Consider the following 14,800-nt stretch of genomic DNA (forward strand, 5'->3'; position numbering starts at 1 on the left):
CGGGTGGGCCTACTGCCCGGGCAGTCTCAGTCGCTCCAGCAGCTTCCTTGAGGTGATCGAGACGATGCCGACCAATCTGCCGTCTGCCACGGTGCATGCCATGAGTCCCAAACGGTGACCGCTTGCGGTCAGAACGAGCAGACCCGGCTCGCCGTTGACGTTGACCTTTCGAACTTCGATCCTGTCCGGATCGCCGCGCCGAATCGCTGCGAGCACCTCGTTCGCACCCATCCGGACCATGTGGCCGCGGGCGTTGCTGCGGTGCCACGTCAGTCCCGGGTCGAGAAAGTGCAGCAGAGCGTCGAAGTCTCCAAGCCGTGCGGCAGTGAGGAATGCGTCGACGACAGCACGGCGCTGTGAAAGTTCTCCGGACGGTGGTGGTGTGTCCTTGACCTTGCGCCGGGCCCGACTGGCGGCCATCTTCGCGGCGGCTTCCGAGGATCCGATGACGGCCGCGATTTCGGCAAAGGGCACTGAGAACATGTCGTGGAGGACGAACGCGACTCGCTCCTCCGGGCGCAGCGAGTCGAGCACGATGAGCATGGCCGGTCCGAGCGAATCCGACAAAGTTGCATTCTGCTCAGGCGTCGGGTCATCCTCGTCGACGATTGCTTCGCTGAGCCAGGCGTCAAGCGACGATTCTCCCCGAGTGGTGCGTCGGCGGAGCGCATCGAGGCAGATGCGTCCGATGACCCGGGTCAGCCACCCGCCGAGATTGTCGATGGACTCCGGGCCGTTCCGCTCCCAGCGGAGCCACGTCTCCTGAACGGCATCCTCGGCGTCCGAATGCGAGCCGAGCACTCTCGTGGCCAACGCAGTGAGGCGAGGGCGATGAGCTTCGAACTCTGAGGTCGAAGATGACTGCGCGATGGCTGTTACCTTTCCTGGCGGCGATGCGTCATCAGAGTGAGAGTCCGACCGGGCTCTTTCGGCAAAGGAGAATTGCAATGATGGACATCGTACTATGGGTCGTCGCCGCCGCAATGGCAGTGGCTTTCGGCATCGGCGGAGCCTCGCAGGTGATCCTGTCCAAGGAGAAGTATCGGGCGCTGGCTCACAGTCAGCACTGGGTGGACGATTTCAGTCCGGGGCATATCAAAGCCATCGGAACAATCAAGCTCCTCGGTGTGATCGGACTGATCGTGCCGCCGCTGGTGGGGGTCCTTCCGGTTCTCTCGCCGATCGCGGCGTGTGGACTCATGCTGGTGATGGCTGGGGCGGCGACAACCCGATTTCGACGCAGCGAATGGGGCCTGATGGCGGGGGACACCGCATACCTGCTGGTATTTGCGTTCCTCGCATGGGGCCGGTTTGCGTTGGCCCCGTTCGGGGGCTGAGCTGAGCGTCGCTCTTGTTCCCGGGGCCGATGTGTGCTTCCATGGAATAAGTGATTGCAGAATGCAATCACTCAATCTCAAGACTGATCCCGAAGGAGCGATCATGATCACCGGACTCATGGCCAATATCGTTGTCACCAGCGAGAAGGAAGCGACCGAATGGTATTCCCGACTCTTCGAAAGACAGCCGGATGACAAGCCGATGGCGGGGCTGGCCCAATGGCTCTTCGACGAGAGGTTCGGAATCCAGATCTGGGAGGACCCGCAGCGAGCCGGACGCTCCAACGTGGTTCTCGACGTGGACGACCTCGACACGATGGCCGAGCATCTGCGAGCGGCCGGAATCGACCATGACGAACCGTCCCCAGGCGGCGGACAGCGCATCCTGCCGGTCACCGACCCGGACGGAAACCAGGTGGTGTTCTTCGGTGAGTGAGGCAGCATCCGACCAGGGCGCGCCAGTGACCGCGACGATCAGCCTCGGCGCTGATTTCGAGCATCCGGTCTCAAAGGTCTGGAACGCCTTCGCCGATTCGGATCAGCGCGTGCAGTGGGGAGTTCCCGAGGGGGAGGAGATAGTCTGCGACATCGACGAATTCCGTCCGGGCGGAGCGATCCGGGCCCGCTGTGGGTCACCGGGAGAACTCGAGTTCGTCTCCACCGGGCAGTACTGCTCACTTGCGCCGGGACGTCACATCGTCACAACGGAGACTCTCACCAAAGACGATGAGATACTATCGACGGCCATCATCACCTGGACCCTGACCGCTATCCCGACAGGCACCCGGGTCGAGCTCGTCGACCAGGTCGTGTCCTTCGTCGGTCGGGGAATGATCGACGGACACCGCAACGGCCATGACATCTGCCTGCGACAGCTCGGCGACTTCCTCAGTTCGTGAGTTCCACGGCCCACGGCAGATCCGCACCCTCACGGCTGACCGTGATCGCCGCAAGCGCCGATGCGCGATCTCCCAGGGCTGTGAGTTCTGCCGTGCTGAGATCGGACACAGCGTTCTCCTGAGCATGCAGGTCGTGGATGAGTGAGACCATGAACGTATCCCCGGCCCCGATCGTGTCTTTGACTTCCACCTTCCTTGAGGTCACCGATGCCCGCGCCGAGGCGGTCGCCACGATCGCACCCTCACCACCGCGAGTCATGGCGACCAGATTCGCCCCGAGGCTGAGAAGACGGTCGACCTGTGCGGACTCGTCGAGATCGGGATAGAGCCAGTTCGCATCGACGTCGCTGAGTTTGAGAACGTCGACTCGACGAGCCAACTCCTCGAAACGCGGCATCGCATCTTCGCGGGAGCCGATGATCGACGGTCGGATATTCGGATCGAAGGAGATGAGCGGACGAGGATGCGTACCGAAAGCCCCGGTCGCAGAGGCGAGAACATCTTCGATGACTGCGGAGCCAGGCGAAAGGAATGCCGCAATCGAGCCGAAATGCACAACGGAGCGAGGTGCGTCCGTGAGCAGGGAAGAGTCAGGGTCCCACCGCAGGTGGAACTCGTACTCGGCGGAGCCGTCATCGGCGAGGCGAGCCAGCGCCGTCGACGTGGCGCCACGTGGTGAAGCGAGCACGGCGACCTGAGACTCCTGAAGATGAGCGAGAAGGAACCCACCGTGGAAATCATCGCCGACATCGGTGAGGAACTCGACATCGTCGCCGAGGCGGCCCAGCCCGAGAGCCACATTGGCTGGAGCTCCACCCGGTGCATATCGGTCTGGACTCCCGGGCGTGCTGACGATGTCGATGAGGGCCTCACCGATGACGAGAATGCTCATGGGCACGATTCTAAGGTGAAAAGTCTTCTCCAGCTGTGACCTGCATTAATAGGTCGAAAATCGATGAACGATATTAATTCGCCTCATGTCATGTCAGTGCCGTCTGGAACTGTGTGGCCATGGACAAGAACACCATTGACAACGACGTCAGAACGATCATCGACGAGGAGACCGCCCATGTCTTCGCTCCGCGCCCCGGCGAATGCCTGGCCTGCTACGTGTTCCGACAACTCGGCGAATTCGGCTGCAACGGCACCCACCGGTTCGCGGAAGGCTTCCGTGACCGTACGGCTCCACGCGCCACGGCTCTGCTCGCGCGGCTGAGCAGCATGGGTGCCTGCTGCTGTGACTGTGAAATGTTCCTCAACGCCTTCACTTTCGCCGCCAAACCGTGGATCACCAGCATGCCGTTCGGGGAGGTCATCGGCACTCCCTTCGGCAGTGAGGAAGCCATCGACATGAGAGAAAGGTTCGGAATCGACGAACCTCCCTCGGCGAAGCTCTACCTCTGCTGCCGACTGGTGAGACGGGGATCAACCCAAGCCTGCGGAAACTGGGCCCGCATCCGACGGTGGTGACACAGCCGGATCCGGCAGAATAGAACCATGCCTGCCGCTCTGCCGCTCTTCCTCGACTGCGACCCCGGAATCGACGATGCTATTGCACTGGCCTACCTGTGCTGCCAAGACGACGTCGACGTTGTCGGCATCGCCGCATCCGGAGGCAACGTCGCCACCGCACAAGTCGTCGAGAACACCCGCGGATGGCTGTCGCTGGCCGGACGCAGCGACATTCCCGTCCACGCCGGCCACAGCCTTCCGCTGGCATGGCGGGTCCTGCAGATGGATCCGCAGGCAGCGGAGACGGCAACGGGCGAAGCCCTGGAATATGCCGACCTCACCCATGGGGAGTCCGGGCGGGGATATGCGCGGCTGCCGGCCCCGAGCACGCCGGTGAGTTCGGTGACGGCGGCTCAGGCCTGGGTCGATGCTGCCCACGCCCATCCCGGACAGCTCCTCGGTGTCGTCATCGGTCCAGCCACGAATCTTGCCCTGGCCCTCGAAATCGACCCGGAACTCCCGAGTCTGTTCAAACGTCTCTTCATCATGGGAGGAGCGTTCAACTACCGGGGCAACACCCACCCGACGACGGAATGGAATGTCACCTTCGACCCTGAGTCCACCGCCCAGGTGCTTGCCGCTTTCGACCGCACCAGACAGGAGGAGAGGCTGGCCCACCTTCCGGTCATCGCCCCGATCGAAGCGACCGAAGCCGTTGAGATGACACCCGAGCGTCTCGCCACCATCCTCGACGGATCCTCTGCCGGTGGTGCCGATGACCGCTGGCAATCAGTACTCGCACAACTGGCCGAGGCGCTTCGGTTCTACTTCGAATTCCACGAAACCGACGGGCTCGGCTACCTCGCCCACATCCACGACCCGTTCGTCCTCGCCTGCGCTCTGTCCTGGGCTCGGCAAGACACCACAACGTCGACCGGAACAGAGCTCGAGGGATCGGACTCCGACTCCCGGGAGCCGTCCGCCCCGGTGCCCGTGAGGGGAAGTGCGGGGGACCTGCCATGGGCGTCGACGCTGTGGGCACCTGTCGATGTCGAACTCACGGGTACACTCACACGAGGCGAAACCGTCGCCGACTGGCTGGGGCGGTGGGGCCGCCCCGTGAACGCAGAGATCATCCGCGCCATCGACGCTCCTGCCTTCCTCGACCACCTGAGCGCCACCCTGATGAAAGGACCACCCGCATGACCGCACACTCCAGACAGTCTGGGCAGGGGCCGACCACCACGGTCGGTCCCGGACAAAACCGCAACCGCACTCTTCCCCTCATCCTCACACTGCTCGGCACCCTCATCGTCATCGGCACCTACGTCGCCGTACTCCTCACCCAACCTGCCAACCTCGGCGTTGACCTCGGATACACCACTCTGTGGGTCATGCTCGGCTATCTCGGCGGAGGAGTTCTGCTCGCCGCAGGCACTCTCCCGCTCATTCCCCGCAGCGTTCTCGCGCTCATCCCGGTCGCCATCGCCCTCAACGTCGTCATCGGGCAGATCATCGGCAACTACACGCCTGTGCCCCTCTACCTCGACACCATCGGAACCGTGCTCATCGGCGTCCTGGCAGGCCCCGCAGCAGGTGCCTTCACGGGAATCATCTCGAACCTCATCTGGGGCGTGACCCTGAGCCCCAGCGTCATCGCCTTCAGCTCCGGGGCCGCCTTCATCGGCGCCGCCGCCGGCTGGGCAGCAAGGCTCGGAGTCTTCCGCACACCCTGGACCGCGATCATCGTCGGCGCCGTCGCCGGTGTTCCCGCCGGCGCCATCGGAGCACCCGTCGCCGCTTATGTCTTCGGCGGCGGGCTGGGGGCCGGCACCGGGGGAGTCGTCGCGATCCTCCAAGCGACGGGCCTCGAGATGTTCAATGCCACCTTCGCTCAGAGCATGGTCTCCGACATCGTCGACAAGGCGCTCATCTTCGCCCTCGCCTATGTCGTCATCCAGTCGCTGCCCAAACGCATCGTCGGTCGCTACGAGTTCGCCGCTCATAGTCGCCCCCGGGCGAAGAAGTCCGACGGCCCCGATCTGACCAAACAGGCCGAATCGGCACAGCCGGCGGAATGAGTCACGCCTCTTCCGACATGCACGCCGCCGTTGACGCGGCTGAGGCTCACCGCCCGAAGCGTCGTCTGCACCCTGCCACGGAATTGATCATCCTTGCCTGCAGCCTGCTGCTCGTCTTCGGAATCCCCTCTCCGATCGTGCCGGTCATCATCCTGACCGGCACGGTCGTGACCGTGACAGTCTCACCCGCCGTGCGACTGCGGGAATGGGCGATGACAGTAGGTCTCCTGTGCCTGCCGACTCTGGTTGTGCTGATCGTCGTGCAGGGGCTGTTCTACCCCGGAACCGATGTGTATGTGCTCTGGCAGGTCGGACCCGCTCGCCTCAGCGTCGAAGGACTGAGCATCGCCGTTCAGATCTGGCTGCGGGTGAGCGCCCTGATCGGGCTGTGCGCGATGTTCGGTCTGGGTGCCGACTCCGCTCGCCTCTTCGACGGTCTGCGTCGACTTCGTCTGCCCTCGGCAGTCGCCTATATGTGCGCCTCTGCCATCGGTCTCATCCCAATGATCGGCGCACGCACCCGACACATCATCGAAGCCAGACAGGCCCGCGGCTGGGCCACCGACTCCTGGCGGGTGCGCATCCGACTGCTGCCGGGAATCGTCACAGGACTCGTCACCGCGATCCTGCTGACCGTCGACCAACGTCACGACGTGCTCGAATCCAGCGGACTCAATTCGAACGCGACCGCGACTGCGCTCCAGGACCACACGGACGGGACAGGGCAGAGCCTCCTGCGGATCCTGACTCCGCTCGTGAGCATCGGACTCATCGTCGCCTCGGTGACGGGATCCCTCCCGCTGCCGGGCGCCGCGCAGCTGATCGGCGGTGCCTGAGATGACCGTTTCGATCACGGACGCGTGGTTCACCTATCGTGGAGAGGACACTGCCGCGCTGAGCGGAATCACTTTCGACGTTGTCAGCGGCACCATGACCGCAGTGCTCGGACCGCTCGGATCGGGAACGTCGACTCTCTGCCGCCTGTTCGCCGGACAGCTCGTCTCTCGGGGAGCCCTGACCGGCACCATCGACCGGAACGGAACCGTGGCGCTGCTCGGCGATGACCCGGAAGCGCAACTGAGCGGAATGACCAGCCACGTCGGTGACGAGTCCCAGCTGGCGTGTCGACTGTACGGGCATGATCCGGCCGATGCCCACCGCCGAGCCCGGAACCTGCTCGAGCTCCTCGGCATCGGAGACCTATGGAACCGACGGCTGGACACGCTCTCCGGAGGGCAGAGGCAACTGGTCGCGGTGGCACGGATCCTCGCACCCGGGCCCGACCTGCTCGTTCTCGACCAACCAGCACAGTCCTTGGATCCGCAGATGCGTGTGCGCCTGGTGACAGTGCTGCAGGAATTCTGTGATCGGGGAGGGGCTGTGCTCATCACCGGTCATCAGACTGACGAACTGACCCGGATCTGCGAAGAGGTCCGCTTCCTTGACGCCGGTCGGCTGCAGACGGCGACTCCCACGGTTCGATCCGTCGGAATCTGGGACAGCCGCCCGAACGATGATGCGACTCTCTCGACGATGCTGAGGTCACAGGCAGATCCGCTGCTCACCGTTCGCGACCTCACCGTGGATCGGGGGAGCAGCCGAATCCTCGACGGCCTCGACCTCGATCTGCGGCCCGGCGAACTCACCTCAGTCACCGGTGCCAACGGGGCCGGCAAGTCCACGCTTCTGCGGGCCCTCCTCGGCCTGCTCGACCGGTCGGCGTCCGTGACGGGCACGATCACAGTCAGCCGCCTCGGCGAGATGATCCGATTGGACACCCTGCCCGCCCACGCGCGCAGTGCTCACCTCGGATGGGTGGGACAGGATGCAGGACTGCAGCTCTCCGCAGCCACAGTGGCACGCGAACTGCTTCACGCCGCTCCGCTGCCGCCGCATCGACGGCGAGACCGAAAGCGAGTGCGCGACCATCGCCTGGCAGCCGCAGACAGCGTCCTCGCCGAGGCGGACCTGACCGAGGTCGCCGACGACCATCCATTCGACCTCGATGTGGCCAGGCGCAAAGACATCGTCATCGCCTCGGCTCTGATGACCGAGACCACGGTGCTGCTGCTTGACGAACCGACGATCGGGCGCGACCTCGCGGCAATGACCCGACTGAACGCGATTATCGAGTCGTTCCTCAACAGTGGAGGCGCTGTCCTGGCAACAACACACGACCAGCGCTGGGCGAACGAGTTCGCGCACCGCAGACTGCGGCTTATCGACGGGCGAGCCCGGTCATGATGGAATGGCGGGCGGATACTTGAGAGCGGATGACAGCGGTCAGTAGTCGAAGGAATCGTCTCCGGCGGCTGCGGGGCTGCGCAGCCTCTGCAGGTGCAGATGCCTGATGAGGCGGATGACCGGGCGAATGAGCATCTCGACACTGCCGATGACGAACAGCCAGGTTCCCGAATAGGTCAGTGATTCGGAGAAGAACATGAAGCTGCCGATGAGGAACCACAGGCCGATGAGCACATCATTGGCGATGCTGATCACCTGGTAGCGCTGCCGGACGACGAGTTCCTCCCGCCCGATCCGCAGATGAAGATCCGGATTGTGCTCGGTCAACACTCTCTCCTTTCCCGCTGAATCTGTTTCACAGCGAGCCTACCGCCGCCGCCCGGGCACGGACTCCGACCGGCGCCGAATCTCGTGTCAGGGGCTGCGCCTACCGTGAGAACATGGATCAGAAGTCGAAACCATTCGATTCCCACGTTGCCGAGTTGCTCGACCGTCACTTGCCGATGTCATGGGATGAGTTGCTCGCCGCTGTTCGTCGGTCCCCGCAGCTCTCCGCCGTCGAAGCGGCCCGCGGTGCGAAGCAGAGGCCCGATCGCACGACCGACGGTCTCAGGTCTCTGCCCGCGGCGAGCCCACCCACCTGGGATGGACTGCACGCAGTCATCAATACGCTGCACCGGAAGAACCTGCTGCCGGACGACCTTCCGCACACACGCAGCCCCTCCGTCATGCTCATCCATCTCCTCAGCGAACTCGCGCTCAGCCTCTCCGACCACCGCAGGCCAGGGCGCGACCTCGGTGCGGCGTCGGTCGAGCCGAAGGCTGAGGGAGTCCAGGCGCGGTTCGAAACCGAATGCATCATCTGGCTCATCACCGGGCGACTCGGTGTGAGGGCCGCCGCGACCGGATCACTCAAGGGCTACCTCAAATACGGAGAGCTCATGCCCGAGTTCTCCCGGGACCGGGTGCTGCAGACCGTCGACACGATCGAGGGACTCTTCGGAGGTGCGCTCGCCTTCGGGATCATGATCCGAGAGGAGATGCCGAGCCTGTTCGAACTCGATGACAGCTTGGCTGTCTGAACCCTGGCAAAGCGCCTTCGACCCTGGTGCTCAGCCGTCCACCGGAGCAGAATGACCATCATGTCCACCTCACCACAGCGCTGGAGCATTGCCACCGTCTACCCCGATATGTGGGTCGATCCCGACGACGACCCCCGCAGCTCCGACAGACACAGTCCCGACGGAGAACTCGCCACACTGCTGAGCTACCTGCGCGACTACCGGCTGACCCTGGATCTGAAATGCCAGGGACTCACGTTTGAGCAGATGATGAAGCTCTCCGTCCCACCGTCGACGATGTCGCTGTTCGGGTTGGTCCGTCACATGACCGAAGTGGAGCGAGACTGGAGGAATTGGATCACCGACGGCGAACCCGAACCCCCGATCTATGGGAGCTTGGATGACGCATTCGACCTCAGTGATGTTCCGTCTCACCCCGAGGAAACCGTCCTCACCGATGCCTTCGCCCGACTGGAACAGGAGCAGGCCGCCACCGACGCTGAAGTCAGCAGACACGACGACCTCGGCACACACGTGGGCCGAGAAGACATCGCGGTTCGGGAATTCTTAGTCCACCGCATCGAAGAATATGCCCGCCACTGTGGTCACGCTGACCTGCTGCGTGAATGCATCGACGGCAGAACCGGACAATAGGGAGCCACCGACCATGAGCCGAACAATCCAGGTGACCGTCGACTGCCACGACCCCGAAAGGCTCGCCCGCTTCTGGGCCGAAGCACTCGGCTACATCATTCCAGGACCTCCGGGGGTGCGACTCGGTGCTGACGACGACCCCCTCGTCGCTTGGAAGGAATTCATCGCCGGACTCGGCATCGAACTCGGTCCCGAGAACATGCGTGCCGCCATCGAAGACCCTGAACAGGTCGGTCCTCGGGTCTTCTTCCAAACGGTGCCCGAGCCCAAAACGGTGAAGAACCGCGTGCACCTCGACGTCCGTGCCGCTCCGGGACTCGACGGCGATGAGCGGATGGATGCACTCGAAGCAGAATGCACCCGACTCACGGGACTCGGAGGCACTCGGTTGCGCCGAGTCGATCCGGACCCGCCGTTGGAACACGGCTTCATCGTCATGGCCGATCCCGAAGGCAACGAATTCTGCCTTGACTGACCAGCAGTCTCGAACCCCTTCAGATGAGATTGTTCTCAGAAACGACTTGTGAAAGGTGTTCGCTTGCTAGCGTGGCAGCCATGAAGACGAATCGCATGGCAATGAGTACAGTGGCCGGACTTGCAGCACTCACTCTCGGCCTGGCCGGGTGTGGCGGAAGTGATTCCGGAAACGGAGGCGATGAGGCGCAGGACTCGTCCGCGGCAAGCGAATCGGCCGAGGCCAGCCCTGCCGGAGGCGAGGATCAGAGCGACGATGGCCAAAACGATGACGGCGATGAAACCAGGCCGGCGGAGGAATCGTCCGGGAAAGGCCTGAGCGCCGGTGCCGACCTGAGCAAAGAATCGCCGGCCATCAGTGCCGAAGACGCGATCAAGACTGCCGAGGAGGAAGTCGGGAACGGAATCGTTCATGGCATCGAGCTCGACTGGGACGACAAAGACGAGGCCTGGCAGTACGAGGTGTCCATCCTCGACGGAAACACCGACCATGACGTCGAGATCGACGCGGAGACCGGGAAGATCGCCGAACACGAGCAGGACTCGACCGATGACAAAGAGAAGGCCATCGACCTCAACGATCCGATGGCCTTCGACGACGCTCTCAAACTTGCCCAGAAGAAAGCCGACGGAAAGCTCGTGAGCTGGAAACTCGAATTCGACGACGGCAAGCAGGAGTACCAGTTCGATTTCGAGAAGGGCAGCGGAGACGTGGAAGTCACCGTTGACACCGACTCCAAGAGAGTCAGCGTCGATGACTGACACCGGTCGTCTCACGGTCATCGCCGGACCTATGTTCTCCGGAAAGTCCGAAGAGCTTATGCGCAGGGTCCGGCGGGCTACGATTGCCGGAATCGATGTCCTCGTCGTGTCCCACTCGCTCGACACCCGATCGGACATCTCCACGATCACCTCGCACACCGGGGTGAATATCCCCGCAGTGCCGCTCGGAGACGTCGCGTCCCTTGCAGGGGCGGCCCTACAGAAGGACTATGACCTCATCGCCATCGATGAGGCGCAGTTCTTCGGCCCGGAGCTCGTCCCCGCCGTCGAGGACCTCCTCAGCCGTGGACTCGACGTCATCGTCGAAGGACTGTGCGTGACCTTCGACGGGCAGCCGTTCGAACCGCTGCCCAGCTTCATGGCCGTCGCTGAGGAGGTCCTGAGACTCACGGCGGTGTGCACAGTCTGTGGGAAGGACGCTGTGTTCCACCAGCGTTTGGAACAGACGGAGAGCCCGAACGGACCAGACGCAGCACGGACAGTTCAGCCACCCGAGGCGACTCTGGCCGCGACTGAGATCGACGCCAGCCACATCGGTGGCTTGGATACCTATGTCGCTCGCTGTCGGCAGCACTTCACCGGGGCCGGGTAGCTTCACCGGACCTGTCCAACGGTCCTAGCCGTCGATGCTGTCCCAGACCTCTCGCCAGATCCGCGCGAGGTCTGGGATCTGATAGTGGGCGTTGAGGCCGCTCGGCTGCGGAACCACATGCAGCGCCACATCAGCCGGCCACCCGTCGATCAGCGTCGTATCCTGCCGGCCGAGCTGAGCTTTCGGCACCTGAAAGCCGGTGCGGAACGCTGTGATCCCGGCGATCGCGACCGCCCGGGGTCGGATATCGGCAAGACGCTCGATGAGGTGAGCCGCACCTTCACGCAGCTCCTGCCGGGAGAGTTCGTCGGCGCGGACAGTGGCTCGCCCCACGAGGTTGGTCAGACCGATTCCACGACTGAGCAGCTGCAGCTCATCCGCAGGCTCGAGCCCACACGAGGCATCGACTTGGTGATCGGTGAGACCCGCCTGATGCAGAGACGGCCAGAAACGGTTGCCGGGACGTGCGAACGGCGCATTCACCGCGGCCGTCCACAGCCCCGGATTGATGCCGACGATGAGCATCTTCAGCCCGGAGGAATCGCTCGGCAGAATATCGTCGATCGCATCCGGGTCGTCCGTGGCGAAAGCCGCGAGATCGTCCTTGGTCGGTTTGCGACCGCCCAGAGGGGATAGCCGACGATTGCTGACGAAGTTGTCCTCACTCACATCTTTCACACTACCGTCGTACCATGAGCCACGATCATGTGACCCCACAGCCCGGAGAGTCCGCACCCTTCCATTTCAACGACCGCTGGACCACCGACGCCGGAATCGAATCGGTGTGGGCGGTTCTGGAACAGGTCGACGAGTGGCCTGGGTGGTGGCCGGGACTGACAGCAGCCGAAAGGGTCGGGGCTGCACAGGCTGACGTTGATGCCGCCGATCTGCCGGTGACCCCAGGCAGCCGAGCCCGCCTTCTGGTCCACGCACCGGTCGGGTGGTCTCTGCGGTTCTCCATCGAAGTCGAGGAGGTCGATGCACCCCATCACATCCGGTTCCGGGCGAGTGGTGATCTGCGCGGCGAAGGCAGATGGACTCTGACCGCCACCGAGGGGGTGACGACAATCGATTCTCTGTGGTGTGTGACGACGAGCAGAACGATCATCAGTGCGATGCGACCGCTGTCCGGACTCATGCATGGGGCAGTGATGAGAGCCGGCGAACGGGGACTGCGATCACGACTGGCCGACCGGCCCGGCTCCTGAGCGAACCGGTACCCAGGTCCTCGAATCTGCCGGTCGCTGGTCTCTCTGGTCTGCCGAGGCGCGAGCGGCGGCCTCCCACGCCTCGATGCCCCCGGCAAGCGAGCGCAGACGTACTCCGGTCGGGACCGATCGGGACAGAATCTGGGCGGCCTCGGCCGATCGGGCCCCGGACTTGCAGTGGAAGACGATATCGACCGGTGCCTCAGCCCGGCCGGAGGCACCGAGCAACGACTCAAGCGCCTGCCACCCGCCGTCTCGGAGGGCGCCGAGCGGCAGATGCATCGAGCCGGGGATGGCAGCCAGCTCACGTTCCCAGTCCTCCCGCACATCGACGACGAACACATCGTCTTCGACGGACAGGAATTCGGCGACGTCGATCTCATCCGCCGCAGGCTCTGCCACGCCGCCGCCGTCGAGGTCCACAGCACAGGCGGCAGCCACCTCGGTGAGGTCGGTGACCGGGGGACGGTCGGGATCGAGGGAGAACCGCAGGGTCGAGTACTCCCCGGTCAGCGCCTCATAGCGCAGCAGCCGACCGATGAATGGGGCACCGATGCCGCAGATGAGCTTGATCGCCTCGGTTGCCATCGCCGAGCCCACGGTTCCGCACAGCACACCGAGGACTCCGCCCTCGGCGCAGTTGGGCACCGAATCGGGTTCCGGGATATCCGGGAACAGATCGCGCAGCATCGGCCCGTGACCGGGAACGAACGTGCTCACCTGACCGGCGAAGCGGAAGATCGTGCCCCACACCAACGGGGTGCCGGTGAGTTCGGCGGCATCATTGGATAAGTACCGAGTGGCGAAGTTGTCCGCCCCGTCAACGACGACATCGTGTTCAGCGAAGAGACCGAGCACATTCTCCGGGCTCAGCCGTTCCGCGATCGTGCGCACCTCGAAGTTCGGATCGAGCCGGTGCACGGCATCGGCGGCAGATGAGACCTTCGGTCGGCCCACATCCGCATTCCGGTGGATGATCTGGCGCTGCAGGTTCGAAGCCTCCACCACGTCATCGTCGATGATCGTGATCGACCCGACTCCTGCGGCCGCGAGATAGTTGAGGACTGGAGCCCCGAGCCCGCCGGCGCCGATGACCAGCACCGAGGCGGCCCGCAGACGCCGTTGTCCCTCGAGTCCGAATCCCGGCAGGCTCAGGTGCCGGGAGTAGCGTTCCAGCTCCGTCCGGGACAGAGACTCCACGGGGTCGACGAGAGGAGGCAGCGACGGAGGAGTGGCGGCAACGGTGGTCATTGTGCTGCGAGCATTCCATCGAACGGCGATGATGCCAATGCCAACGGTCGTTTGGGAATCCTCCCGGCTCCGGCCGCCAGATGCCCGGCCTCGACGGCCAAAGCCATCGCCCGGGCCATGGCGTGAGCATCGTGGGCGCGGGTGACCGCCGAGGCCAGCAGCACCGCGGTGCACCCGAGCTCCATCGCCAGAGCGGCATCGGAGGCGGTGCCTACACCGGCGTCGAGGATGACGGGCACCTGTGCACGGGAGACGATGGTCTCGATGTTGTGAGGGTTGAGGATGCCCAGCCCACTGCCGATCGGAGCACCGGCCGGCATCACCACAGCTACACCAGCGTCCTCCAGACGCTTCGCCAGGGCCGGATCGTCGTTCGTGTAGGCGAAGACCGTGAACCCATCGAGGACGAGCTCCTCGGCTGCGGCGAAGAGCTCGATGGGATCCGGCAGCAGGGTGTCCTCATCGGCGATGACCTCGAGCTTCACCCAATTCGTCTCCAGCGCCTCTCGGGCCAGTCGGGCGGTGAGCACGGCGTCTCGGGCCGTATAGCAGCCGGCGGTGTTCGGCAGCACCCGAATACCCAGACGCTGGAGCATGGTGAACACTGAGTCGCGGGACTCGGCGTCGAAACGGCGCATCGCCACAGTGGTCAGCTCGGTTCCCGAAGCCACGAGTGCGTCTTCGAGAATGCTCAGGGAACTCGCCCCTCCCGTGCCCATCACGAGGCGAGACGACATCTCCACATCATCGATCGTCCAGGTCAT

20 protein-coding genes are annotated in these 14,800 nt (G+C 64.0%); 14 read left to right on the forward strand and 6 right to left on the reverse strand.

What is annotated here, in order from left to right; translation table 11 throughout:
• Positions 1-9 precede the first annotated feature (9 nt).
• Positions 10-870: a sigma-70 family RNA polymerase sigma factor gene (locus tag AC239G_RS07705; RefSeq protein WP_139467402.1), complete on the reverse strand. Its 861-nt coding sequence runs from the start codon at positions 868-870 to the stop codon at positions 10-12.
• 77 nt (positions 871-947) lie between these two features.
• On the opposite strand from AC239G_RS07705, the gene AC239G_RS07710 reads away from it, so the two are divergent.
• The 3 genes from AC239G_RS07710 to AC239G_RS07720 all read left to right on the forward strand — a co-directional run bounded on the left by AC239G_RS07710 (position 948) and on the right by AC239G_RS07720 (position 2,236).
• A complete protein-coding gene (locus AC239G_RS07710; RefSeq protein WP_218973594.1) occupies positions 948-1,337 on the forward strand; it encodes a DoxX family protein in 390 nt (129 codons plus the stop codon).
• 103 nt (positions 1,338-1,440) lie between these two features.
• On the forward strand, positions 1,441-1,773 hold the full coding sequence (locus tag AC239G_RS07715; protein WP_139466856.1) for a VOC family protein: 333 nt from the start codon (positions 1,441-1,443) through the stop codon (positions 1,771-1,773).
• Positions 1,766-2,236: an SRPBCC domain-containing protein gene (locus AC239G_RS07720; protein WP_180345510.1), complete on the forward strand. Its 471-nt coding sequence runs from the start codon at positions 1,766-1,768 to the stop codon at positions 2,234-2,236. The genes AC239G_RS07715 and AC239G_RS07720 overlap by 8 nt, the downstream gene beginning before the upstream one ends.
• On the opposite strand, the gene AC239G_RS07725 is transcribed toward AC239G_RS07720, so the two are convergent.
• Entirely contained in the window at positions 2,226-3,128 is a 903-nt protein-coding gene (locus tag AC239G_RS07725; protein WP_487490036.1) for a carbohydrate kinase family protein, read from the reverse strand. The two genes, AC239G_RS07720 and AC239G_RS07725, sit on opposite strands and share 11 nt — an antisense overlap.
• Positions 3,129-3,247: 119 nt before the next feature.
• Between AC239G_RS07725 and AC239G_RS07730 the strand changes: the two genes are divergently transcribed.
• The 5 genes from AC239G_RS07730 to AC239G_RS07750 are packed head-to-tail and all read left to right on the forward strand — an operon-like array spanning position 3,248 to position 8,013.
• Complete coding sequence (locus tag AC239G_RS07730) at positions 3,248-3,706, forward strand: DUF2695 domain-containing protein (RefSeq protein ID WP_139466859.1); 459 nt, start codon at positions 3,248-3,250, stop codon at positions 3,704-3,706.
• 27 nt (positions 3,707-3,733) lie between these two features.
• Positions 3,734-4,894, forward strand: a complete 1,161-nt coding sequence (locus tag AC239G_RS07735; RefSeq protein ID WP_139466860.1) for a nucleoside hydrolase — start codon at positions 3,734-3,736, stop codon at positions 4,892-4,894.
• Positions 4,891-5,769: a histidine kinase gene (locus tag AC239G_RS07740; protein WP_487490037.1), complete on the forward strand. Its 879-nt coding sequence runs from the start codon at positions 4,891-4,893 to the stop codon at positions 5,767-5,769. Before AC239G_RS07735 ends, AC239G_RS07740 begins: the two co-directional genes overlap by 4 nt.
• Before the next feature lie 17 nt (positions 5,770-5,786).
• Positions 5,787-6,605, forward strand: coding sequence for an energy-coupling factor transporter transmembrane component T family protein (locus AC239G_RS07745; protein ID WP_139466862.1), 819 nt, complete (start codon positions 5,787-5,789; stop codon positions 6,603-6,605).
• A gap of 1 nt (position 6,606) precedes the next feature.
• Positions 6,607-8,013, forward strand: a complete 1,407-nt coding sequence (locus AC239G_RS07750; RefSeq protein WP_139907527.1) for an ATP-binding cassette domain-containing protein — start codon at positions 6,607-6,609, stop codon at positions 8,011-8,013.
• A gap of 39 nt (positions 8,014-8,052) precedes the next feature.
• On the opposite strand, the gene AC239G_RS07755 is transcribed toward AC239G_RS07750, so the two are convergent.
• Positions 8,053-8,340 carry a YrhK family protein gene (locus tag AC239G_RS07755; RefSeq protein ID WP_139466864.1) on the reverse strand — a complete coding sequence of 96 codons (288 nt, stop codon included), beginning with the start codon at positions 8,338-8,340 and terminating at the stop codon, positions 8,053-8,055.
• Positions 8,341-8,453: 113 nt separating this feature from the next.
• On the opposite strand from AC239G_RS07755, the gene AC239G_RS07760 reads away from it, so the two are divergent.
• The 5 genes from AC239G_RS07760 to AC239G_RS07780 all read left to right on the forward strand — a co-directional run bounded on the left by AC239G_RS07760 (position 8,454) and on the right by AC239G_RS07780 (position 11,577).
• A complete protein-coding gene (locus tag AC239G_RS07760; protein ID WP_139466865.1) occupies positions 8,454-9,095 on the forward strand; it encodes a hypothetical protein in 642 nt (213 codons plus the stop codon).
• A 60-nt stretch (positions 9,096-9,155) separates the two neighbouring features.
• Positions 9,156-9,728 carry a DinB family protein gene (locus AC239G_RS07765; RefSeq protein ID WP_139466866.1) on the forward strand — a complete coding sequence of 191 codons (573 nt, stop codon included), beginning with the start codon at positions 9,156-9,158 and terminating at the stop codon, positions 9,726-9,728.
• Between the two features lie 13 nt (positions 9,729-9,741).
• Complete coding sequence (locus AC239G_RS07770; RefSeq protein WP_139466867.1) at positions 9,742-10,203, forward strand: VOC family protein; 462 nt, start codon at positions 9,742-9,744, stop codon at positions 10,201-10,203.
• Positions 10,204-10,283: 80 nt separating this feature from the next.
• Positions 10,284-10,964, forward strand: coding sequence for a PepSY domain-containing protein (locus AC239G_RS07775; RefSeq protein ID WP_248283828.1), 681 nt, complete (start codon positions 10,284-10,286; stop codon positions 10,962-10,964).
• Positions 10,957-11,577, forward strand: coding sequence for a thymidine kinase (locus tag AC239G_RS07780; RefSeq protein WP_139466868.1), 621 nt, complete (start codon positions 10,957-10,959; stop codon positions 11,575-11,577). The genes AC239G_RS07775 and AC239G_RS07780 overlap by 8 nt, the downstream gene beginning before the upstream one ends.
• A 24-nt stretch (positions 11,578-11,601) precedes the next feature.
• On the opposite strand, the gene AC239G_RS07785 is transcribed toward AC239G_RS07780, so the two are convergent.
• The gene (locus AC239G_RS07785; protein WP_139466869.1) at positions 11,602-12,246 is read right to left on the reverse strand and encodes a mismatch-specific DNA-glycosylase; all 645 of its coding nucleotides are present in this window, start codon (positions 12,244-12,246) and stop codon (positions 11,602-11,604) included.
• Between the two features lie 23 nt (positions 12,247-12,269).
• Between AC239G_RS07785 and AC239G_RS07790 the strand changes: the two genes are divergently transcribed.
• Positions 12,270-12,785, forward strand: coding sequence for an SRPBCC family protein (locus AC239G_RS07790; RefSeq protein WP_139466870.1), 516 nt, complete (start codon positions 12,270-12,272; stop codon positions 12,783-12,785).
• On the opposite strand, the gene moeB is transcribed toward AC239G_RS07790, so the two are convergent.
• Both moeB and AC239G_RS07800 read right to left on the reverse strand, forming a co-directional pair.
• Positions 12,756-14,036 carry a molybdopterin-synthase adenylyltransferase MoeB gene (gene moeB, locus AC239G_RS07795; protein WP_139466871.1) on the reverse strand — a complete coding sequence of 427 codons (1,281 nt, stop codon included), beginning with the start codon at positions 14,034-14,036 and terminating at the stop codon, positions 12,756-12,758. The genes AC239G_RS07790 and moeB overlap by 30 nt on opposite strands.
• Positions 14,033-14,800 carry a thiazole synthase gene (locus AC239G_RS07800; protein ID WP_139466872.1) on the reverse strand — a complete coding sequence of 256 codons (768 nt, stop codon included), beginning with the start codon at positions 14,798-14,800 and terminating at the stop codon, positions 14,033-14,035. The genes moeB and AC239G_RS07800 overlap by 4 nt, the downstream gene beginning before the upstream one ends.

Source organism: Brevibacterium sp. Lmc1 (assembly GCF_057654315.1).